Source organism: Bacillota bacterium (genome assembly GCA_030705925.1).
Classification (GTDB): domain Bacteria; phylum Bacillota; class Clostridia; order Oscillospirales; family Feifaniaceae; genus JAUZPM01.
This window is the reverse complement of record JAUZPM010000033.1, coordinates 1-21,882: the sequence shown is the minus strand read 5'-3', so window position 1 is coordinate 21,882 and position 21,882 is coordinate 1. Positions and strand designations below refer to the sequence as shown.

Sequence of the window (21,882 nt, the reverse complement as noted above, 5' to 3'; positions counted from 1 at the left end):
CTCAGGCCGCAATTTAAAAGCGTCCCTCTCCAGGACGCTTTTACTAGATTTATTAGTCAAGTTTTTCTTTAAGCAGCTTTGAAATGATCTGCGGATTTCCCTGACCTTTCGATGCTCTCATGCATTGACCGACAAGGAAGCCCATTGCATTCGATTTGCCGTTCTTATAGTCGTTCACAGATTTCTCATTTGCGGCAAGCACGCTGTCCACGATTGCCTCAAGAGCGGATGTGTCGCTGAGCTGGGCAAGTCCCTTAGCCTTGACGATCTCATCAGCCGTGCCGCCTGTCGCGAACATCTCCTCAAGCACTGTCTTTGCCGCCGTATTTGAAATAGTGCCCTTCTGGATAAGGTTTATCATATCGATCACACGTGACGGTGTGAGCTTGCATTCGTCTATTTCGATGTTTTCAGCGTTCAGAAGACGTGAAATGTCGCCGAGCAGCCAGTTGCATATCACCTTTGGCTCGATTCCCTTACCGGCTTTGACAGTCTCCTCAAAAAACGCGGCACGAGCAATATTACCTACTAAAAGATCTGCTTCATACTCTGAAAGGCCGTAATCATTTAAAAATCTTTCAAATTTAGCGTGCGGAAGCTCCGGAATGCTCGCTTTGAGGCGCTCCATCTGCTCATCTGACAGTTCGATCCTTCCAAGATCAGGTTCAGGAAAATAGCGGTAATCCTGCGCGTCCTCTTTCGAACGCATAGTGATGCTGTATCCCTTCATATCGTCCCATTTGCGGGTTTCCTGTTCAACAGTGCCGCCGCTTTCGATAACGTCTATCTGGCGTTCTATCTCATATTCGATTCCGCGGACAGCGCCGCTGAATGTATTGACGTTTTTCATCTCGACACGCTTGCCGAATTCAGTCGCGCCCTCCGGCATAACGGAAACGTTGACGTCACAGCGAATGGAACCTTCCTGCATTTTGCAGTCTGAAATATTCAGATACTGCAGGATCGCCTTAAGGCTGTCGAGATAAGCCTTTGCCTCTTCGGAGCTTCTGATATCCGGCTCGGAAACGATCTCGATAAGCGGAACCCCGCAGCGGTTATAGTCTACAAGAGTGCCGTTAAAAGCTTCTTCATGCAAAAGCTTGCCCGCGTCCTCTTCAATATGGATACGTGTTATGCCAATGCGTTTTTTGCCGCCGCTTACATGTATGTCGAGATAGCCATGCTCGCAGAGCGGAATGTCGAACTGTGAGATCTGGTAAGCCTTAGGCAGGTCAGGATAGAAGTAATTCTTTCTGTCCTGCTTCGTGACTGTATTTATTTTGCAGTTTGTCGCAAGACCCATCCTTGCCGCATATTCGACGACGTTTTTGTTCAAAACCGGAAGTGTGCCCGGCATGCCGGAGCATATAGGACAGCAGTTTGTGTTGACCTCGCTTCCGAATTTGTTTGCACAGCCGCAGTATATCTTAGTTTTTGTATTCAGCTCGGCGTGAACCTCAAGCCCAATTACAGGTATATATTTCATCTGTCTGCACCCCCGTTAAAGTTTTGGCGCGGTAAAGACTGCGCCGCCCGTTGTTTCATAGGCGTATCCCAAATCAAGCAGCGTCTGCTCGCCGAATTTCCTGCCGATAAGCTGCATGCCGACAGGCAGTCCCTCTACCTCGCCGCAGGGCTGAACAAGCGCCGGAAGGCCGGCAATATTGATCGATACGGTGCATATGTCCTCCATATACATCTCCATCGGATCGTCCGTTTTTTCACCGATTTTAAAAGCGGTGGTCGGTGTAACAGGCGTCAGCAAAGCATCACACTTGGACAAAGCATCATTATATCCCTGTTTGATAAGGGCGCGCACCTGACATGCTTTTTTATAATAAGCGTCATAATAGCCGGAACTCAGCACGTAAGTGCCAAGCAGTATGCGGCGCTTGACCTCGTCGCCGAAGCCCTCGCTTCTCGTCTTGAAATAAAGGTCTATTAAATCATCATAGTTTTCGGCCCTAAAACCGTATTTCACACCGTCGAAACGGGCAAGGTTTGACGATGCCTCAGCTGATGATATGATGTAGTACGCAGGCAGGGCATATTCTGAAATCGGAATCGAAACATCGACGATCTGCGCCCCAAGGCTTTCAAAATGATGTGCGGCGGCTAAAACTTTTTCCTTTATTTCAGGCTTGATGCCTTCGCCGTAAAACTCTTTCGGAAGACCTATTTTCTTGCCCTTTATATCGGCAGATAAGGCTTTTTCAGTAAGTCCCAGATCTTTTTCCTCGCTGGTCGAATCGTGCCAGTCATGCCCCTTTATAATATCAAAAAGCATAGCGGCATCACGCACACTCCGTGCAAGCGGCCCTATCTGGTCAAGCGATGACGCAAAGGCGATAAGTCCAAAACGCGAAACCGTTCCGTAGGTAGGTTTAAGACCTACAACACCGCACAGACCTGCCGGCTGGCGAATCGATCCGCCCGTGTCCGAGCCGAGCGCAAACGGCGTTTCCAAAGCGGCCACTGCGGCAGCCGAACCGCCGGAAGAACCACCCGGAACACGTGTTATATCATATGGATTTTTAGTCTTTTTAAAATATGACGTCTCGCAGGATGAACCCATCGCAAACTCGTCCATATTCAGCTTGCCAAGCATGATGCAGTCCTGACTTTCGATCTTGTCCATAACCGTCGCATTATACGGCGGAGCGAAATTGTAAAGCATTTTAGAGGCGCAGGTCGTCAGCACGTTTTTTGTGCATATATTGTCTTTTATTGCAATCGGAATTCCGGCGGCGGCGGGCAGCTTTTCACCTTTCGTGCGCTTTTCGTCAACAGCCTTCGCATGTTTCAAAGCTTCTTCTTTTGTCAGAGTGATATATGCCTCAACCTTATCTTCCACAGCGTCTATACGGTCAAACAGTCCGCTTGTGACCTCCTCACTCGAGAGTTCCTTTGCGGCAAGGCGGCGCGACAGCTCCGCGGCGCCCATTTCATAGATGTTCATTTCAATCTTCCCTTTCGTTTATTCCACTACTTTAGGCACAAGATAGCATCCCGCCATCTTTGACGGCGCATTTTTCAAAAGCTCGTCACGGTCGTATGATTCCATGACTTTATCCTCGCGCCATGCGTTGATCTTTTCAGGCAGCGGAACGCTGACATCAGATAGATCCAAATCGGACAGCTTATTGACCATGTCCACGATGCCTGACATATCGCGCGCGAGTTTGTCATACTGCTCTTCTTTTATTTCGATGCGCGCAAGTTTGCCGATGTGTTTGATTTCATCCCTTGAAACGCTCATATTGTCCTCCGTTTATTTTATCATATTTAAAAACTCTTGTTCGTCTATCACTTTTATTCCAAGCTCTCCGGCACGGCGCAGCTTACTGCCCGCATCCTCGCCTGCAAGCACTATGCTTGTCTTTTTTGAAACGCTTCCCGCCGTTTTTCCGCCGAATTTCTCGATTATCGCTGACGCCTCGTCTCGTGTCAGCGTCGGAAGTGCGCCGGTAAGCACGAAGGTCATCCCCGCAAATCGGCTATCCTCGGTTTCCTGCCTGCTGACGGTATTCACTCCTGCGTCTTTCAGCTTTTGAAGCACCTCGAAATTCTGCGGCATATCAAAGAAGTCGACGACGCTCTGCGCCATTATTCCGCCGACATCTTCAACCTCTGTAAGCTTCTCAGCGGTCGCCTCCATAAGCTTGTCCAGCGTTTCAAACCGGCGTGAAATGAGTTTTGCCGTTCTTTCGCCGATGTGTCGGATGCCAAGCCCGTATATAAGTCTGTATAAATCGTTGTCGCGGCTTTTTTCAATTGAGGCAATGATATTACTCGCGATCTTGTCTCCTTTTTTATAAAGCGCCGATACATCCTTTTCTGTAATAGTATACAGATCCGCAACGCTTTTGAGTTTGCCCGAATCGGCAAGCTGTTCGATTATCGACGGCCCAAGCCCGTCTATATCCATAGCTCCGCGACTGGCAAAATGGATTATTCCCCTGACTAGCTGCCTCGGACAGCTCAGGTTCGTGCATCTGACAAAAACATCGTCAAGATCGTTTGTGACCTCAGCGCCGCAGGACGGGCAGTGTGTCGGAAATTCGAATTTCCGTTCAGTTCCGTCTCTCGTCTCTGTTAAAACGCCTACTATTTCGGGAATTATTTCTCCCGCCTTGCGCACCAAAACGATGTCGCCTATCCGTACGTCTTTTTCGGCTATAAAATCTTTATTGTGAACGGTTGCGGCAACAACTCGAGTTCCTGCAAGGCGTACCGGTTCAAGTATCGCCTTAGGCGTCAAAACGCCTGTTCTGCCGACGTCTATCGTTATATCCAAAAGCTTTGTGGGTTTTATCTCAGGCGGATATTTAAAAGCCGCCGCCCATTTTGGGAATTTAGACGTGCTTCCAAGCCTGCCACGGAGCGCAAAATCGTTTACCTTGATGACCGCCCCGTCTATGTCAAAGTCGTTTTCACCGCGGCTTTCGCCGATCATGTCGACCGCCTCTGCCGCTTCGTCAGCCGTTTTGCAGAGCGTGAATTTCGGAATGACTGAAAATCCAAGTCCTTTCAGATAGTTTAGTGCTTCTATATGTGTTTTGGGCTGTGCGCCCTCTATCTGCTGAATATTGAATACGAAAATCGAAAGTTTCCGCTCTGCCGTGATCTTGCTGTCAAGCTGGCGAAGCGAACCGGCCGCCGCATTGCGAGGATTTGCGAATGGCGTTTCTTCCTCCTCCTCACGTCTTTCGTTCAACGCCTCGAACACCGACTTTTTCATATATACCTCGCCCCTGACCTCGAGAAAAGGCAGCGGCTCTTTAATCTTCATCGGGATAGCCCGTATAGTTTTCAGATTTTCGGTGATGTCCTCGCCGACGTCCCCGTTTCCCCTTGTGGAACCTCTGACAAATACGCCGTTTTCATATTCAAGTGAAACAGACAGCCCATCGATCTTCTGCTCAACGACAAATTCAGTGTCTGGGTTATCCTCCAATATCTTTACTAAAAAATCACGAAGTTCTTCTTTCGAAAAAACATCCTGCAGGCTTTCCATGCGGACTGTATGAGTTACCTCTGAAAATCCGGTCAGCACAGCACCACCAACTCTTTTTGTAGGTGACACTGGCGACTGAAACTGCGGATATTTCTCTTCGAGCTCTATCAGTTCCCTCATCATCATATCGTATTCATAATCCGATATTGTGGGGTTATCGCTCACATAATAATTCTGGTTTGCGGTTTCGATTTCGCCTCTAAGCTCTTCAATTCGCTTTTGTACCTCTATATGCTCCATCATCTACCTCTTTTGCTTTTTGATGCATACATATAGTTATTATAACACAATAGGCTCTAAATTCCATTATTTTTTACCAAAATCTCATTTAGAAGCGCTTGATTTTGATGTATCGGTTTTTGGAACCTTCACATCGTCTCCTTTAGTAGACTCGCCGTAATCGTTGAGCTGGTCAACAGTGTCGCGGTCAAATTCGTCAACCTGGGTGTACGAATTGGGAACGGCCCCTACAACGACTGTCTCAGCAATGCAGATAGATGTTTTGACGTCAGTGGAGGTTGAGCTTATCGGAAGCAGAACACTCATATTGACATTGACGTCAAGCATTATTTGAAGACGCGTCTGGTTGATGCCTGCCGATGTAAATAGATTTGAAATTTTAGTGGTGACATTGCTCACTGGGATAAGCTTAAAGTATATCCTCGGTCCGCGTCCGGTAAGCAGTTCACCGTTTATGATATTTCCAATCGGAACGGATACTTTAATATCGTCCAGCTGCAGCTTTTTTATAACACAGTCAGATAATTCCGCCTGTAAAAGATTCATCTTGACAGTATCGGTCGTAAGCGCAGTGATATTGCCCTTTTCGTCTTTTTCAAACTTAACAACATCGCTGTATTTTATGTTTTCCTCGGACAGCTTTTCGTTGACCGCTTTTGATATAAGTGAAATTGCAAGGGTGCTTGCGCGGGAAGTTGCGACCTCTTTCAAAATCGGGTGAAGCTTAAACTCAACAAAATAGATCAGCCCAACCAAAATTATAAAGAGTATTATGAAAAAACGCAAAAAGAAGCGCGAAGCACGGCTCATGCGCCGTCTCGGCATTAAAACTCTAACCGGATGTCTGCTTCTTATCTCCAAAAAACATCATCCCCTCACCTACAATATATGATGTTTTTTGGAAAAACGTGAAAAAACTCCTAAAGCATAGCGCTTTAAGAGTTTTTTTATTATAAATATCTGGTTTTATTCTTTTTCGCCTTCGGTTACAACTTCTGGCTCAAGCAGAGCGCGGATAGAAAGGCTGACTTTCATATTCTCAAGATCGATGTCAAGTATCTTTGCATCAACTTCCTGACCGACAGAAAGCTCGCTTGACGGATGCTCTATTCTCTTATTTGCAATCTGTGAAATATGGATAAGCCCGTCAACACCTGGAATGACCTCAGCAAAAGCGCCGAAAGGAACAAGACGAACGACAGTAGCTTTTACAGTATCTCCCACTTTATATGTGTTCTTTAATTTTTCCCACGGATTCTCGATAAGATCCTTATAGCCGAGGGAAATACGTTTCTTTTCAGGATCGAGCTCTTTGACATAAACTTCGATCTCATCACCGACTTTTACAACGTTTGCAGGATGCTTGATCTTTCCCCATGCAAGCTCGCTGATATGAACCATACCGTCAACACCACCGATGTCAACGAATGCGCCGTATGATGTAAGCGATTTAACTTTGCCCTTATATCTTTTGTCAACCGCAATGTCAGCCCAAACAGCTTCCTCAGCAGCTTTTCTTTCTTCTCTTAAAACGTTTCTGATAGAACCGATGATCTTGTTTTTGCGTTTATCGAACTGTATGATCTTAAAGCGGAACGTCTTGCCTGCCATGTCTGCGAGAGATGCGTCTCTGGCAACGGGGCAGTGTGATGCCGGAATGAATACACGAACGCCATTGTGATATATAACTACGCCGCGCTCAAGTGTTTCAGCAACTTTACCTTCAAAAATCGTATCCTCTTCGACAGCTTTTCCAAGTTCTTCGAGGCCTTTTATTGCATCAGCTTTTCTCTTTGAAAGTGTGATGACGCCGTCAGCATCGTTGACACGTGTCACGAAAACCTCAACTTCATCGCCAACCTTGACGATATCCTCAACCTTTGCGTTAGGGTCGCTCGTAAGCTCGGATACAGGTATATAAGCGGCTTGCTTTGTGCCGAGGTTAACCTGTACTTCGGTCGGTGTGATACCAATAACGGTTCCGCGCACTCTATCTCCTGTATTTAAAGTAATTAATGATTCCTCCAAAGCCTCCGCGAAGCTTTTCTCTGACTCAAGCTCATTTTTGATTTCTTCCATTTTGTAAATTGCCTCCTTTATTATATAAGCCGGAGTAGAAGCCCCGGCGCAAACGCCAATAACAAGATCGCTTTTTTTTATAGCGGCATTCTTTATATGTCCAAGCGGAAGCTCCGATGCGTTTTCAATCAAATATGTTTCAGTACACAATCCGCCGCAAACTTCGTATAGTTTTTTAGTATTGGAACTACCACGACTTCCCACTACAAATACCATATCAGCCTGTGACGCAATGTCCGCTGCTTCTGTTTGTCTTTCGGACGTAGCATTACATATTGTATCAGAAATCATGCCATTTGTATAGTTTTTTTTTGAAATAGTCGCAACATTTTTTCCATTCTGACAAATTAAGTGTCGTCTGCGCGGCCATTAGGACGGATTTGTTCGCGAACTGAGGATTCTTATCTGTAAAACATTCAAGTTGCTCAGCATTTTCGAATATAAAACTGTCTTTTCCCGCATATCCGCGAATTCCGACCACTTCGGGATGCTCAGGCGTGCCGATTATGAACACCGTATTTCCATCACTGCTTGCTTTTTCGACTATTTTGTGTATTTTTGACACAAGCGGGCAGGTTTCGTCTTGATAGCTAATGCCTTTTTCTTTTATATAATCTAAAACCGAGCGTGGAACGCCATGCGTTCGTATCACTAACAGCGTCCCGTCCTCCGCCCTGTCCGGCGAATCGACAACCTGTACTCCCCGTGCGGCAAGATTATTTACCATTTCTTCGTTGTGTATTATTGGGCCAAGCGTATAAATACGTTTTTCGCCCTTGTCGAGCATATCTTCAACTGCTCCGATCGCACGTTTTACTCCAAAGCAGAAACCGGCAGTCTTTGCAAGTATTATTTTCATTGTTTCAGCCTCTTATGCGTGTCAGGCTGTGAAAGCCGTATAAGCTCGCTTTTCAAAAAGCCGTTAGTCACGCGCTCAAGGTCTTCTTTTGAGCCGTCTGTAAACCCTATTTCATCAAATGTCTTTGGTCTTCCAAAGTTTATATAAATGCGTCTGAAAGCCTTTATGTGATAGTCTTGAGAATATATGCCGTAAGGCACCACTGTAGCTTTGGTTTTGTATGCGAGATTCATTGCTCCTGTTTTTAGCACAAGGTTTTCAAGCCGTGATACGCGCGTACCCTCCGGCATGATGCCAAGCACGTTGCCGTCACGCAATACTTTAAGAGATGTCTTCAGCGCGCCGAGGTCTCCTGTGCCACGCTTTACGGGGAAAGCCCCGAGCGATTTTAAAAGCCACCCGAACGGTTTGAACTTAAATAGCTCAGCTTTCGCCATAAAATTTACGGGGCGTTTGAACGAAACGGCGGCCAAGATCGCGTCCATCAGCGAAATGTGCTTTCCGCTTAAAATTATGGCTCCCGTTTCGGGTATAGGCGCCTCGTATGTAATTTTAAACGGAAATATAAATTTTACAAGCGGGGACAGTACAAATACCGCAAATTTATAAAACCACATTCAGCCTCTCTCCAATCACTTTAGTTAAAAGCGCAACTGATTCACTTATCGAAAGTCCCGAGGTATCAATCGTCACAGCATCATCAGCTGCCTTTAAAGGCGCCGCTGCACGTGTGCTGTCACATTTGTCACGCTCCACGATGTCCCTTAAAACAGTCTCGTAATTTACATCCTGCCCGGCTTTGGAAAGCTCAAGATACCGGCGCCGTGCCCTGTCCTCAGGCGTTGCGGTCAGGAATATCTTGACGTCAGCTTTTGGCAAAACAACTGTTCCTATGTCACGCCCATCCATGATAACACTGTTTTTTACCGCAAAATCACGCTGAAGATCCAAAAGGAAAGCACGCACTTCCGGAATTGCCGACACTGCAGAGGCATAATGCGAAATCTCGTGTTTTCTTATCTCCGTCGTAACGTCTTCGCCGTTCAGCGTCATTTTCTGCCCGCCGCCGCCCGGATATACGCCGATCTCGATCTCGCTTAAAAGCGGCACCACTTCATCTGCGCTGGACGGATCAGCGCCCTTTCTGAACACATGCAGGCCGACTGTTCTGTACAGCGCGCCTGTATCGAGATAAATTATTCCAAGATTTTTAGCGATGGTTTTAGCCATTGTGCTTTTTCCGGCGCCTGACGGGCCGTCGATCGCAATGCTGAATGTTTTCATACCATTCTCCCCTATCTCACATCGTATGTCAGATGGTCTTCTACCTTCATAAATGCCGTGGAATTATAAAACAGCATAAGTCCGTTTGCCCTTGTGTCTTTCATGAAATTATATACATTGAAGTTCTTGTAATAACGTGTATCTATAACATAAACATTATCGAATAGAAGAGAAATGTTAGGCACCTCAGCGTCAAAAAACGAATCTTTTATCACAACAAGCGAGTAATGGTTCATTGCCTTAGGATTAACGAAATGCAGATAATCATAATCTGCAACGCAAAGGGATTCATAGTCGACATCAGGTCCGCTCGTTTTTGTGGCGATGTAGTCAGACAATTTTGCCTGTTTTTCATTCTTGTCCTTGTCAAGAACATAAAGTTTAAGATCATCAAATACATGCGGATCAGACGGCTGATAATATGCAAGCTTTTCCGTCGATGTGAACAGGTCGCCGAGGTTGCGGTTATAGGCGCCAACAATCGTGTTCTGTTTGATGGGGACTTCAGTAAAATTATACGGTGCAATAGATGTGTTTAGGTTCAACGTACGGTGCAGATTATCGCATAAAACCTTGAATCCCTCGTAAGCACCATAAAAATTCCAGTGATTATCGGTGTTTAGATAGCATTTTTTAAGCTCATCAAGCGGCTTTTTATCGAATTCCGTCATCGTGTCTATCTTTATAATATCTCTCGGAGTCTTTGAAAAGAACCTGTCCTTTATCTCCTTATCAGTATTGTGCTGAAGACGAGCCGGAAGCATAGGATTGAGCGCCTCTGCCTTTGACGGCACCAAATCGATGACAAAATCGAAATTCAGCTCTTTTCGAAGATCATCTATCGCAGTGATCTTTTTGTTCCATACATCGGCAAGCCCTATGTCTTTTTTAGGCCCATATATCGAAAGTATCTGGTTTTCGTCATAGATATAATAATCGTACCCGTTTTTGCCCTCGATGATCTGCTTATATGTTTCACCGTTGCCGTGCTTTGCCGTCAGCGTCATATAAGCCTTTATGAACATATCGCGAAACGGGAACTGGTCTGAAACATAATTATTAGTGTCGTTTCTAAAATCCCCGCTGAAAACACGGGCGGCTGATAAAACCGGCGCCTGAGCAAGGCTGCGGTTTTCAATAAAAGAGTTTTTCCTGTCAGGAAGCGCTAAATGCAGGATAAAAAATATCACTGTCAGCGACACGATAAACATTGCCGTAATTTTTCTCATTGCAAACACCTCAGAAGCGGAAATAGATGAAAGGATTATATGACTGGTTCAACAAATTGATTATTGAAAAGAAAAAGATAACTATTATAAAGGCAAACTGTGCAGTGTCCATCGAAACGCGGGGCAGCTTTTTCTCGGTTTTTTCGTATGCCCCCCTGATAAACGGAACGATAGGAATCGAGCAAACCGCCGCAAGTGCAAACTCCTTTGCTTTATCGTAAAAATAATAGCCTGTATTATAATCGATAAGAGGCATATGGGCAAACCCAAACATGTTCTTAATATACTCCGCCGCATAGGTGAAGTTTGCCGAACGGAAAAGCACCCAGCCGACTATTACGATAACCATGACAATGATATTTCTCGGCAGTGAGTAATGCTTTGGTTTGCCGCTGTGGAAAACCATTTTTTCAAGCACCAGGAAGACAAGATAATAAAGTCCCCACGCCACAAAGTTCCATGATGCCCCATGCCACAGGCCAGTCAAAGCCCAAACGATAAACAGGTTGCGGAACAGCTTCCACTGTTTGTCCACACGGCTTCCGCCAAGCGGAAAGTATACATAGTCTTTAAACCATGTGCCAAGCGAGATATGCCAGCGGCGCCAGAATTCAGTTACACTGCATGAAATATACGGATAACGGAAGTTTTCATCAAAATGAAATCCAAACATGTGCCCAAGGCCGATAGCCATGTCGCTGTAGCCGGAAAAATCAAAATAGATTTGAAACGTATATGCTATTATGCCTATCCATGCGGTAAGCACTGCCATATCTCCGGCGGGCAAAGCAAATATGCCGTCCGCCACTACAGCAAGCTGATTTGCGATAAGTATCTTTTTGCCGAGCCCAATAACGAAACGGATGACTCCTTCCGAGAAACCCTCCCATGTGACTTTACGGTCGTATATCTCCTTTTCAACCGTCTGATAACGGACTATAGGGCCTGCAACAAGTTCCGGAAACAACGTGGTGTAAAGCAAAAGATGCATGAAATTCTTCTGTGCCTTCACACGGCCGCGGTAGACATCTATCGTGTATGACATTGTCTGGAACGTGTAAAACGATATGCCGATCGGAAGAGGAAGGTGCAAAAGAGGAATGCCTGTATGAAATATACCGTTGATGCTTGATATGATAAAATCACTGTATTTGAAAAATCCTAAAAGCGTTAGATTCATCGTAAGTGATGCTATAAGAAACCCCTTGCCGGTGTGCCCCTTTTCTTTTTCCACGCCGATAAGATAGCCTGCGGTATAGTCGAACACTGTTGCAAACAGCATAATAAGCACGAATACCGGTTCTCCCCATGCGTAAAAGAACAGGCTGAATATGATGAGCGTTATATTGCGAAAACGCTTTGGCTCAATGAAATACACTATAAGAATAAGCGGAAGAAAAAAGAAAATAAAAATGAGACTCGAAAAAACCATATATCCTCCAAGGTGTTATCTTGATGCGCTCTGTCCCGCAAGGCGTCCCGTTGAAAAGGCTATCTGCAGATTAAAGCCTCCGGTATATCCGTCGACGTCTATTATTTCCCCGGCAAAATAAAGTCTCGGTACAAGCTTAGACTCCATAGTCGCCGGGTTAATCTCGCTTGTTTTTACGCCGCCCGACGTCACGATAGCCTCGTCGATAGGGCGAAAGGCTGACAGGTTAAGCGGCAAATCTTTAAGCGAAGAAATTATACGTTGCCGTATCTCCTTTGTGACCTCGTTAACCTTCATTTCACCTTCAATACCGAAAAGATTTAAAAAGATGTCAGCAAGCGATGACGGTAAAAGTTTTGGCATAACATTGGACAGGTTTTTGTTCTTCTGAGCGTCAAATTCCCTCAAAAGCCTTGCATCTAGCTGTTTTTCACTCAATGCAGGTTTAAGGTCTATATGCAGGGTGTAGCGGTCGGGCTCCATATTTCTGATGTGAGAACTCATGCTCAAAACCACAGGCCCCGAAACCCCGAAATGGGTAAAAAGCAGTTCGCCGAAGTCTTCGTAAACCGTCTTCCCCTTATTTTTATCTGTCACCCTAACTGCAATATTCTTAAGCGCAAGACCGGAAATCTGTTTTGGCCATTCCTCTGCCGTTTCGATAGGCACAAGGGACGGTTTCGGTTTTACTATTGTATGACCGAGTTTACCCGCAAAATCATATCCATCCCCGGTAGACCCTGTGAGCGGGTATGAAAGCCCGCCTGTCGCAATTATCACTGCGTCAGCATGAATATCCCCGCTGTCAGTCTTTACGCCCTGTGCGCCGGTTTCGTCAGTCAAAATACCTGTCACACTGTGGTATACCACGTTCACGCCTGAATTGTGCAGATAACGTTTAAGCGCCCCCAGCACGTCTGCGGAGTGATCGCTTTCGGGAAAGACACGGTTTCCTCTCTCCGTCTTGAGTTTAAGCCCAAGCCCGTCAAAGAAATCCATTGTGTCCGAAGGTGAAAACCTGTTTACGGCGCTGTATAAAAAGCGGCCGTTTATAGGCAAGTTAGCTATAAGCTCGTCCGGCGAGCAGTTATTTGTAACATTGCACCGCCCTTTGCCTGTGATCAAAAGCTTTTTCCCAAGTGTTTTGTTTTTCTCGATCAGCGTAACTAAGCAGCCTGCTTCGGCCGCCGCTGCCGCCGCCATCATGCCGGCTGGTCCCCCGCCGACTACAAGCACATTTTTCATATTTATATTAGTATTTCCTTTTTTAGCATTTATCCGCAGTTTTTTTTAAGCAGCTCATCGCATGTCTGCTCAATCTTTAAGTCACTGCCCTTAAACCCGAAAGGCTCAAGCACGTTAAAGGCCTCACGGTTCTTGCACGACACGGTCAGAACGCCGTGTTCTTTTGAATAAAAGGCAATAGCCCTCAAAATCGCGTCATAATAAATGGCATCCTCCGGCTTGCCGTAAAGCTTTATATCCAAGAGCTCCGTAGTTGTGCTTTCAACAGAAAAAATAGCGACGCAGATCGGCACGCCGTTTTCGACGGCGGCATATGCCTCTACCCCATGTCTGCCCGTATATTCGACCGGCATATCAAAGGGCTGTGATTTAAGTATTTCTACCATTTTTTGCTCCGTTGCCGCGAAAATTTGCGGCCGCCGCAACTTTCGGCGTGCGCCATGCCGTATTCTAAAATCAGTTTATATAAAACAGGTTATCTGCAACCTGCCGTCATAACTGTTTTAAATATTCTATCTCATCTTCATCGAGGAAGCGCCACTTGCCTGCTTTTACTCCCGCAAGCCTTAGCTCTCCGACTGCTACCCTCTTCAGACGCAGCACCTCAAGTCCGACCTTATCACACATCTTGCGAATCTGACGGTTGCGCCCCTCGCGTAGAATAAAGCGAAGCGCCGTCCTGTCCTCTTTCTTCTTGAGAACAGACACCTCAGATGAATTTGTTACATAGCCGTCTATCTCAATAGGTCCGTTTAGCTTTTTCAGTATTTCATCGCCAACGTCCCCACGCACCACTGCGGTATACATCTTGTCTATATTATGTTTAGGGTGGGTCAGCTTGTAGACAAGATCCCCGTCGTTGGTAAGAATGAGAAGCCCTTCCGAATCCCTATCGAGCCTTCCTACAGGAACGACGCGCTCATTTAGGTCTTCAAGCAGATCCTTAACACATTTTCGGTCAAGCTCGTCATTCATCGTTGTGACATAGCCGCGCGGTTTATTCATTATGATGTAAACCAATTTATGCCGCTTAATATTTATCTCCTTGCCATTAACAAAAACAGAGTCGCTTTCTGGGTCGACCTTTTGCCCAAGCTCTGCTCGTTTCCCGTTAACATGCACACGCCCTGTGGTGATTAGATCTTCAGCTGCTCTGCGCGAGCAAACCCCGCATTCCGCAATATATTTTTGAAGCCGCAACAGCTCTGCCATTTTTATCCTCCAATTAAGGTTATTCTATCCAATCGTATATCCTATCATCAATTTAGCCGTTTGTCCATACACAGCTTGTCCTTCCTTCAGGAAATTTAGTCTATTTCCCGAAAAAAATATGCGAAATCCATGAGAAAAAGCTGTTTTTTCTCTTTGATTCCAGCATAGGGGCATCTTCGTTTGACACAAGTGGAATGCTGCCGACGCAGTCGCCGTTCTGATAATATGAAATCCTTCCGACAATGTCGCCCCTTTTTACAGGCGCATACACAAAGTGTTCGAGCTCAACTGATTTCGTAAGTTTGCTTTCGTCTTCACCGAAAAGCATAATAGATCTGTCGGGTTTTGGTGAAACCGAAATGCTTGAAACCGGGCTGTTTACCACATGCAGATCATAGCGATCACTATCGTCTGCGGGAGTGATTTTGTGCACACAGGAAAAGCCATAATCCAACAGCTTGCTGTGATCGTCCCAGTCGTCAGGCGCGTTCAGCGTGACTGCAATAAGCGTCACACCGTCTTTTTCAGCCGCGGATACAAGGCATCTGCCCGACTTTTTTGTAAATCCGGTTTTAACGCCGACAGCATATTTATAAATGGACAGCAGTCTGTTGTGATTGACGATGAGCCTTACTCCCTCGTCATTTGAAAACCTTTTCGATTTAGTGCTGACAATAGTCGCAAAATCTCTGTTTTTGAGCGCCTCTGCCGTAAGGTTCGCAAAATCCCGCGCTGAGGTATAGTGGTCATCTCCGTCAAGTCCGCTAGGCGTCTCAAAAGAAGTATTCGCAAGGTGAAGTTCATGAGCTTTTGCATTCATCAGTTTTACAAAATTCTCATTGTCCCCCGCAACATGCTCGGCAATAGCATTCGCGGCATCGTTTCCCGAGGCGAGCATCAATCCGTACAAAAGCTCTTCCATCGTGACTGTTTCTCCGGCCTTGAGATACATCTTGCTTCCCTCTACGGCAACGGCTTTCGGCGAAACCTGCACCTTGTCGGTCAGATTCGAGTTTTCAAGCGCCACTACCGCCGTCATGATCTTAGTTATGCTTGCCATTGGGCGGCGTGCGTCTGCATTCCTTTCAAAAAGCACTTTGCCGGTTGTTTCCTCTATTAAAATGGCGCTTTGTGCCGAAACATCAAAAGCCTGTATATCAGCGCCGAACATGCCTCCGGCAATGACCGCCGCAAGGATAAAGGACGTTATTCTTTTGAACATAAAAAACCACCCCACATAAACCCGGAATTAGTCAACCTAATCCTAATTATATGATGAGGTGGTTTTATTATTGCAGATTATTCGTCGAAAGTGCTATCGTTTTTCTTCTTGAATTTTGACGAAATCTTATCCACAAGTTCCGGAACCATACAAACGATCCTGTCAACGGTCGTTGAATTGTCAGCGATCTGAATAAGTTTTACATTGCCGTCCGTGCAGACTAGGAAAGCGATTGGCGTAATGCTGATGCCCGCGCCGCTTCCGCCGCCGAAAGCAGGATTAGGTGAAGGCTGCATTCCGTTTTTCGGCGGATAGTCAGAACCGCCCGATGCAAAACCAAAGCACACCTTTGAAACCGGAAGAATGACTGTTCCATCTGGCGTAGTTATCGGATCACCGATTATGGTGTTAACATCCACCATTTCTTTAATTTTTGCAAGCGCTGTTGACATGAGCCCCAAAATAGGATGGTCTGCCATATTTGTACCTCCTTCTTAAGTACGCGGTTTATCTTTGAAGCGCACTTTTCAATTGTTTTCTGTTTCTTATATAGTATTTCAAACCCATTACTATTATTGCCATTATTATAATAAAAATATTATAAACTTTCAACGAAACGAACAAATGAAAATCAAATTTCGTCTTATTTAAATTAAAGTCAGCGTTCACAGATAATGCGCCCTTTTTAACACGCACGTACTGTCTGATTATAGAATCGACCGGATACAGCACCGAGCATATGCCTCCGTAAAGCAAAGCGGTCTGAAAAGCGTCGTCGGTTGCAACAACAAGATCCAGCTCAAGCCTGTCAAACAAAAGCTGTCTGCGAAAAACCCTAAGTATTTTATTTGCAAGCTGCAGTGTTTCTCCAATCAGCGGTTTGAACTTTTTAACCTTTTCAAGAGTGCCTGTAAAGCCTTTTTCCTTTTCAGGTTGTTCTTTTTCCTTCGCGGTTTTAGCTTTAGCCTCAGCCTTCTTTTCCTTCTTTTTTTTACCGCCGGAAAGTTTGAATGTAAAGGGCGCAATTCTCAGGGAAACCGCGGTTTCTCCGACTCCACCCTCTGCGCGAAGCTGAACCTTGATGCAGGCAATAAGTATGATTGCCGCAATAACAATAATCCATATGGCAAGGTTCACAGCTTTACACCTCTGTTCTTTTAGTCATTATGTACTGAATCGCCCTCATCGTCAAAATAGCTCGTCTGTTCCATTACTTCAGGCATTTCATCAGGGTCAAGCTGCGGCAGCTCATCAAGATTTTGCAGTCCGAATACACGCAAAAACTCTGTGGTCGTCCGAAACAGTCTCGGTCTGCCGGGTGCGTCAAGCTTTCCGCATTCCTCAATAAGCCCCTTCTCAGAAAGCTTGTCCATTATCTCGCCGCTTTCGATGCCGCGCACCGAGCTGACATACCCTCGCGTAACCGGCTCGTTATAGGCAATGACCGCAAGCACTTCAAATGCCGCCGGAGACAGCGTAGATTCTCTCCTGTTGTCAAGCGCTTTTTTGACATACTCTGAATATTCAGGACGTGTCGTGAGCTGATATTCATCCTCAAGCCTTATAAGCTTCAAGCCTCTGCGCTCATAGTCATATTTATCTGAGAGATTTTTTAAAATAGACTCCAAGGTCTTTTTATCCATTTCAAGCACTACCGCTAGCTGCTCGAGCGGCACAGGGTTTCCGGCTGCGAACAGTATGCTCTCGATAATCGCTTCAACCTCTTTAATTTCCACGCTTTTCATCACTCAATTCGATTCTTATATCTGAAAATCCTTCTGCTGAAACCTCTTCAAATCTGATTCTTTTAACTTTTGAAAGCTCAAGTATTGCTAAAAATGCGGCAACCACCTCACTGCGGCTTTTCTGAGAATAGATGAATGATTTAAAGGATATGTACTTCCTTTTTAGCAAGTGCCGCAGAAGGTTGAACACTCTGCTTGAAACCGAAACATGAGGCGTTCCCACAATACCCGAAAAAGACTGTATTGGCGGAGGCATACGACGCTGATTTTTTCTGAACATGCCCCGGTATGCATCCAAAAGTTGCCATATGCTGTGAGATTTATTGTATGTTTCGTCAAATTCAACCAATTCAGGCTCTTTAACAAATATTCTGTCCCCGTTTTGCGATTTATATTCCTTCAATGTTACAGCGGCTTCCTTATAAAGCCTGTAACGTGAGATCATATCGATTAGCTCGTCCCTCGGGTCTTCTCCCTCACCGGTATCTTCAACGGGCAGAAGCATGCGTGATTTGATGTATAAAAGCTGTGCCGCCATTACAAGAAATTCACTTATATTGTCAAGGTTATAATTCTGATATTCTTCAACATAAGCCATGAATTGATCGAGTATTTCCGCAATCGGGATGTCACAAATATTGACCTTATTTTTATCTATAAGGTGCATCAGAAGGTCAAGCGGACCTTCGAAAACCTCAAGTTTAAACTGTACATTTTCCATCACAGCACCCCGATAAGTTTAAGAACCGATAATATAAAATTCTGAAAGCCTGTCAAAATCCAGCTTGAAACGCCGGATATGATGCCGTTAAACCTTCCCGTCATCAGAAGTATAAACAACGCAAGCATCCCGTATTTCTCATACTCCATGAGTTTGTAATATGTCTTGTCGGATAAAACCGAGAAAACGATTTTTGATCCGTCAAGCGGAGGAAATGGGATAAGATTGAAAACCGCAAGGTTTATATTCAGAATTATAAAATACTGAAATGCTGTCGTCACGACGGTCGGCATCTGAATGATGGGAAACACCTGCCACAGGTAAAACCAGACAAGCCCTACAAAACAGAGCAGCAGGTTAGAGAGAGGCCCTGCAAAGGCGATCAAAGCCATATCGCGTTTCGGCTTTTTTAAATAATATGGATTTATCGGCACAGGCTTTGCCCATCCGAAGCCTGCAAAAAGAAGCGCTATAGCCCCGATAGGGTCAAGATGATTAAGGGGATTAAGCGTAAGTCTCCTGCTGTTTTTCGGCGTAGGGTCACCCATAGCATAAGCGGCAAGCCCGTGCATATACTCATGGAATGTAAGCGATATGATAAGCACCGGAAGCAGGATCAAAAGCGTTATGACCCCATTTACCGGATCCCTCAAGAGCTGTAAAATCATCAGCGTTCTCCGTTTAACAAAGTAATATTATTATTATACACTATTTCGAAAATATTTCCAGTCTTATCTAAAAAGCATGTTTCCGATAAGCACATAAGCCGGAGTAAACACCATCATCAGTATGACGCTTGTCGCAAGAGCCTGAGCGACCACCGTGTCGTTCGCCTTATAATACGCGGCAGAAAGCAGTGATTGATTCATTACAGGCATTGCGCTTTGCAGGACGAATGTTTTTGCAGTCAGCTGAGTCGGCGCGAACATCACCAAAAGTCCTATCATTATGAGGGGTGACACTATATATCGCCCAAAAAGGCCAAGCACGCTCGTTCTGGTAAAGGACAGCATACGTTTGGTGCCAGCTTTTGCGATAACAAAACCCGTAAGTATTGTGACAAGCGGAGTTGTCATGGCTCCGACAGAGGAAAGTGTCTCCTCTAAGAATCGTGGCATTGTGATGCCCGCCATTGCGATAACCCCACCGAACACAAAGCCTGTGACAGGCGGCGAAAATATGCTTCCGAGTGTTTTAAGGCTAAAATGTGTTATTTGCCCGGCATCGTGCGCAATCATAGCAGTGCCGACAGTCCAGAACATAACGGTATTCGCCATGTAATACATTATTACGGAAGGGATAGCCTCCTGTCCGAAATAATAGGTGCAGACAGGCAGCCCCACAAACAGCGTATTGGAAAGCGAAAAGATCATAGTGCAGATGCCGCGTTCGTTTTTCGGGATTTTAAAGAGAATACTAAACCCGAATCCCAGCAAATAAGCGATTATGATAGAGGCGAAAGCAATAAGCACCTGTTTCCATGATGACTCGAGGAATTCTGCAGTGACATTGTGATAGCCGTTTACAAACATGAAAAGCGGGATAGTTATTTTAAGCACAAATTTAGTTATAAAATCTTCGGTATCGCTTTTGATCCATCCCTTTACATAAAGGGCAACGCCAAGGGAGACCATCAAGATTATTGAAAAAACGCCGCCGAATGCCTCGATGAGATTCATCTGTCCTGACCTTTCAGTACAGCCCTGATTTTCGGAACAAGATTCGACGCAATTTCAGACATTCCTTTGTTTGAAGGGTGCAAAAGATCGCCATAAAGCCCGGTAAAGTCTTTCATAAGCTCTCTACCGTCTATGAAATGCAAATTGTCCATTCCAAGTTCACTCACAATATTTTGATATGCGTCGCGGAATTCATCGACCCTGCCCTTCGGCTGCTGTGTATGCTTGCGAAGACCCATGTCGAAGAAATAACGGAAAATGCTTATGCAGAAAATCGGGCGTCCAGCAGACTTTTCTGCAATCGTTTTGATGAAATAACGGATACGGTCTGTGTATTCTTCAAGGCTCAGTCCGCCGTTGAACATGTTCACCGACAGCTCAAAAGTGGCATAGTCGTAGGGCTGCTCAGCGAGATAATGCGCAAGCTCCGGCTCGCAAAAGGCATTTCCTGAGCATCCGAAGTTAAAAAGATCCGCTCCGAGCGCCTCAGCCGTCAGATATGCATAGCAGAGGGACGGAGACGTTGCTTTATACCCCTGTGTAATAGACGTTCCGTAAGCAAGATGCTTGAGTTTGGGAAGCTCGTCCGCCGTCGGGCGGTGCGCAGCCTCTGCAGAAACACCGTGCAGGTGCATCTCATTGCCATCCAGCATCAAGCGAACGGTTTTCCTGCCGAAATTTTTAGCTGCAGCGAGATTAAACCCGTTATTTGCGAAATATATAGGCTCAAACTTGACTGATATAGTCTGAGGTTCGCTGCCCACTATGTATTCCTTATACTCATAGTCGCCGAAAAACACCTTGACACGACCGTTGTCAATATGGTTCGATACCGTAAACGAAAAAGAATCCCCCTCGTCGATAGTAAAACGAATCTCCGCGCCCGCAGTTTTTAGATACTCCCTTTGAGCCCCAGGTCTAAGCTTTATCCTCAGTTCTTCCGGCACACGCTGCAGCAATACGCCGCCTCGCCCCTCTACCGCACGAGTTTCACCGATACCGTGAAGCTCATAAAAATTGTTATGCATCAAAAATTACCCTTTCCTGTTTTATTCTCATGCTCCCATTCCCCCGCAGGTTCAAAAAGCGTTTTTTCAAACTCTAAACCTGCAATCTCCGAAAATCTCTCTAAATAGCTGATTTTAAGCTAATATTATAATTTTAATGAAGATTTCAATCGTTTGCAAGTTTAAATTAAAAACCGGTAATAATATATCAATAAATTTTGAAAAATCATTAAAAAATACTTGTCATATGCCCAACTTTGAGATATAATAACTCCTGCACAAAAATAATATCTGGGTGTAGCGCAGTTGGTAGCGTGCTTGAATGGGGTTCAAGAGGCCGCGAGTTCAACTCTCGCCACTCAGACCAATAAAAAGCCCTGTAACCCGCATGGTTACGGGGCTTTTTATTATTTGGAAATAGGAACATAGGTTCTGAAATTTTAGAGAACCATAAAAAATTTTTCTAAATGCAACAAACTTGCAACAAATTTTCATGAAAATAAAGCCGCTTTATTGCGACTTAAATTAATTTTATTAAATCTTCTGGTTTTAGTCCCAATGAGTTGGCAATACCTATTGCATTTTTTAACGTTAAATTTTCTGCTTTGATTTCGCTTTTTTCTAAAGTAATATTATTGCCCGTATCATAAAGATACTTAGTGGTATTTGACCCGACTGTTTTCTGTGTGCACAGCCCGTCGCCGTTATAGGTGTAGCTTGCTGTTGTGCTGCCTTTTTTATACTTTGTCATATTTCCGCGGGTGTTGTATTCATACCTAACTACATCATTACTGCTGTCGGAAAGCGCAGGCGATACTGACGCATCGGAATTGCCCGACTCAGAATAATCCGACTGTACAATCAGATTGCCGTCGTTGTCGTAATAATACTCCGTTCCGCTGATCTGACTG

General features: G+C 45.2%; 23 protein-coding genes and 1 tRNA gene. 1 reads left to right on the top strand and 23 read right to left on the bottom strand.

Annotated elements, in window-relative coordinates; all coding sequences use genetic code 11:
- Positions 1–52: 52 nt before the first annotated feature.
- The 22 genes from gatB to Q8865_06480 all read right to left on the bottom strand — a co-directional run bounded on the left by gatB (position 53) and on the right by Q8865_06480 (position 20,992).
- Positions 53–1,486, bottom strand: coding sequence for an Asp-tRNA(Asn)/Glu-tRNA(Gln) amidotransferase subunit GatB (gene gatB, locus Q8865_06585; protein MDP4153087.1), 1,434 nt, complete (start codon positions 1,484–1,486; stop codon positions 53–55).
- Positions 1,487–1,501: 15 nt separating this feature from the next.
- On the bottom strand, positions 1,502–2,959 hold the full coding sequence (gene gatA / locus Q8865_06580) for an Asp-tRNA(Asn)/Glu-tRNA(Gln) amidotransferase subunit GatA (GenBank protein ID MDP4153086.1): 1,458 nt from the start codon (positions 2,957–2,959) through the stop codon (positions 1,502–1,504).
- An 18-nt stretch (positions 2,960–2,977) separates the two neighbouring features.
- Entirely contained in the window at positions 2,978–3,259 is a 282-nt protein-coding gene (gatC, locus tag Q8865_06575) for an Asp-tRNA(Asn)/Glu-tRNA(Gln) amidotransferase subunit GatC (protein MDP4153085.1), read from the bottom strand.
- Positions 3,260–3,271: 12 nt separating this feature from the next.
- Positions 3,272–5,248, bottom strand: a complete 1,977-nt coding sequence (gene ligA / locus Q8865_06570) for an NAD-dependent DNA ligase LigA (protein MDP4153084.1) — start codon at positions 5,246–5,248, stop codon at positions 3,272–3,274.
- Positions 5,249–5,341: 93 nt separating this feature from the next.
- Complete coding sequence (gene yunB, locus Q8865_06565; GenBank protein MDP4153083.1) at positions 5,342–6,118, bottom strand: sporulation protein YunB; 777 nt, start codon at positions 6,116–6,118, stop codon at positions 5,342–5,344.
- A 105-nt stretch (positions 6,119–6,223) separates the two neighbouring features.
- On the bottom strand, positions 6,224–7,627 hold the full coding sequence (gene rpsA, locus Q8865_06560; protein ID MDP4153082.1) for a 30S ribosomal protein S1: 1,404 nt from the start codon (positions 7,625–7,627) through the stop codon (positions 6,224–6,226).
- The gene (locus Q8865_06555; protein MDP4153081.1) at positions 7,617–8,195 is read right to left on the bottom strand and encodes a hypothetical protein; all 579 of its coding nucleotides are present in this window, start codon (positions 8,193–8,195) and stop codon (positions 7,617–7,619) included. Before Q8865_06555 ends, rpsA begins: the two co-directional genes overlap by 11 nt.
- Entirely contained in the window at positions 8,192–8,812 is a 621-nt protein-coding gene (locus Q8865_06550; protein ID MDP4153080.1) for a lysophospholipid acyltransferase family protein, read from the bottom strand. Before Q8865_06550 ends, Q8865_06555 begins: the two co-directional genes overlap by 4 nt.
- A complete protein-coding gene (gene cmk, locus Q8865_06545) occupies positions 8,799–9,479 on the bottom strand; it encodes a (d)CMP kinase (GenBank protein ID MDP4153079.1) in 681 nt (226 codons plus the stop codon). The genes Q8865_06550 and cmk overlap by 14 nt, the downstream gene beginning before the upstream one ends.
- Before the next feature lie 11 nt (positions 9,480–9,490).
- On the bottom strand, positions 9,491–10,708 hold the full coding sequence (locus tag Q8865_06540; protein ID MDP4153078.1) for a hypothetical protein: 1,218 nt from the start codon (positions 10,706–10,708) through the stop codon (positions 9,491–9,493).
- Between the two features lie 10 nt (positions 10,709–10,718).
- A complete protein-coding gene (locus Q8865_06535) occupies positions 10,719–12,140 on the bottom strand; it encodes an MBOAT family O-acyltransferase (GenBank protein MDP4153077.1) in 1,422 nt (473 codons plus the stop codon).
- Positions 12,141–12,155: 15 nt separating this feature from the next.
- Positions 12,156–13,385 carry an NAD(P)/FAD-dependent oxidoreductase gene (locus Q8865_06530; GenBank protein ID MDP4153076.1) on the bottom strand — a complete coding sequence of 410 codons (1,230 nt, stop codon included), beginning with the start codon at positions 13,383–13,385 and terminating at the stop codon, positions 12,156–12,158.
- Between the two features lie 29 nt (positions 13,386–13,414).
- A complete protein-coding gene (locus tag Q8865_06525) occupies positions 13,415–13,771 on the bottom strand; it encodes a hypothetical protein (protein MDP4153075.1) in 357 nt (118 codons plus the stop codon).
- A gap of 106 nt (positions 13,772–13,877) precedes the next feature.
- Entirely contained in the window at positions 13,878–14,597 is a 720-nt protein-coding gene (locus Q8865_06520) for a pseudouridine synthase (protein ID MDP4153074.1), read from the bottom strand.
- Between the two features lie 100 nt (positions 14,598–14,697).
- Entirely contained in the window at positions 14,698–15,819 is a 1,122-nt protein-coding gene (locus Q8865_06515) for a D-alanyl-D-alanine carboxypeptidase family protein (GenBank protein MDP4153073.1), read from the bottom strand.
- A gap of 77 nt (positions 15,820–15,896) precedes the next feature.
- Positions 15,897–16,298, bottom strand: coding sequence for a GerW family sporulation protein (gene ytfJ / locus Q8865_06510; protein ID MDP4153072.1), 402 nt, complete (start codon positions 16,296–16,298; stop codon positions 15,897–15,899).
- Positions 16,299–16,326: 28 nt separating this feature from the next.
- Positions 16,327–16,956, bottom strand: coding sequence for a DUF2953 domain-containing protein (locus tag Q8865_06505; GenBank protein ID MDP4153071.1), 630 nt, complete (start codon positions 16,954–16,956; stop codon positions 16,327–16,329).
- A 20-nt stretch (positions 16,957–16,976) separates the two neighbouring features.
- The gene (gene scpB, locus Q8865_06500; protein ID MDP4153070.1) at positions 16,977–17,564 is read right to left on the bottom strand and encodes an SMC-Scp complex subunit ScpB; all 588 of its coding nucleotides are present in this window, start codon (positions 17,562–17,564) and stop codon (positions 16,977–16,979) included.
- A complete protein-coding gene (locus Q8865_06495; protein ID MDP4153069.1) occupies positions 17,545–18,285 on the bottom strand; it encodes a segregation/condensation protein A in 741 nt (246 codons plus the stop codon). Before Q8865_06495 ends, scpB begins: the two co-directional genes overlap by 20 nt.
- Positions 18,285–18,953 (bottom strand): site-2 protease family protein, encoded by a 669-nt coding sequence (locus Q8865_06490; GenBank protein MDP4153068.1) that lies wholly within the window; start codon positions 18,951–18,953, stop codon positions 18,285–18,287. The genes Q8865_06495 and Q8865_06490 overlap by 1 nt, the downstream gene beginning before the upstream one ends.
- A gap of 63 nt (positions 18,954–19,016) precedes the next feature.
- The gene (locus Q8865_06485) at positions 19,017–19,964 is read right to left on the bottom strand and encodes an AEC family transporter (protein ID MDP4153067.1); all 948 of its coding nucleotides are present in this window, start codon (positions 19,962–19,964) and stop codon (positions 19,017–19,019) included.
- Positions 19,961–20,992 carry an SGNH/GDSL hydrolase family protein gene (locus tag Q8865_06480; GenBank protein MDP4153066.1) on the bottom strand — a complete coding sequence of 344 codons (1,032 nt, stop codon included), beginning with the start codon at positions 20,990–20,992 and terminating at the stop codon, positions 19,961–19,963. Before Q8865_06480 ends, Q8865_06485 begins: the two co-directional genes overlap by 4 nt.
- 270 nt (positions 20,993–21,262) lie before the next feature.
- Between Q8865_06480 and Q8865_06475 the strand changes: the two genes are divergently transcribed.
- A tRNA-Pro gene (locus Q8865_06475) sits at positions 21,263–21,338 on the top strand.
- Between the two features lie 153 nt (positions 21,339–21,491).
- On the opposite strand, the gene Q8865_06470 is transcribed toward Q8865_06475, so the two are convergent.
- On the bottom strand, positions 21,492–21,882 hold a 391-nt coding region (locus tag Q8865_06470), incomplete at its 5' end, for a hypothetical protein (GenBank protein ID MDP4153065.1).